Genomic DNA, 342 nt, shown 5'->3' with positions numbered 1-342 from the left:
AAAAAGTAAAAAATAATCCTTAATTATGTACATCGCTTTATATTCACTTAGCTCTTTCTGTTTCTTACGTAACAGGAGTTCTCGCATTTTAAACATAGTAGAAGAACATAATAGAATACTAATGAGTTGCCCATAAAGGTGACATTCTAATCGTTCTTGTTTAATAGATTTACAACGATGAATTTGAAACCAAGATTTCCATATTTTAAATAACAGCTCAATTTGCCAACGCAGTGAATATAGATCATAAATTTTCTCTTTTGGTACCCATTCCGTAGGAATGTTTGTCATATATACCGTAATACCTTGTAAAAGTTTTGTACGCTCTGTATATGTAATTCC

General features: G+C 30.4%; 1 protein-coding gene. It reads right to left on the bottom strand.

The window, feature by feature from the left end:
- The coding region (locus JDS95_RS30615) for a transposase (protein WP_199691057.1) at positions 1-342 on the bottom strand (342 nt) is incomplete at both ends.

The organism is Bacillus cereus group sp. N24 (assembly GCF_016483345.1).
In the GTDB taxonomy this organism is placed as follows: domain Bacteria; phylum Bacillota; class Bacilli; order Bacillales; family Bacillaceae_G; genus Bacillus_A; species Bacillus_A toyonensis.
This window is presented reverse-complemented; position numbering and strand designations above follow the sequence as displayed.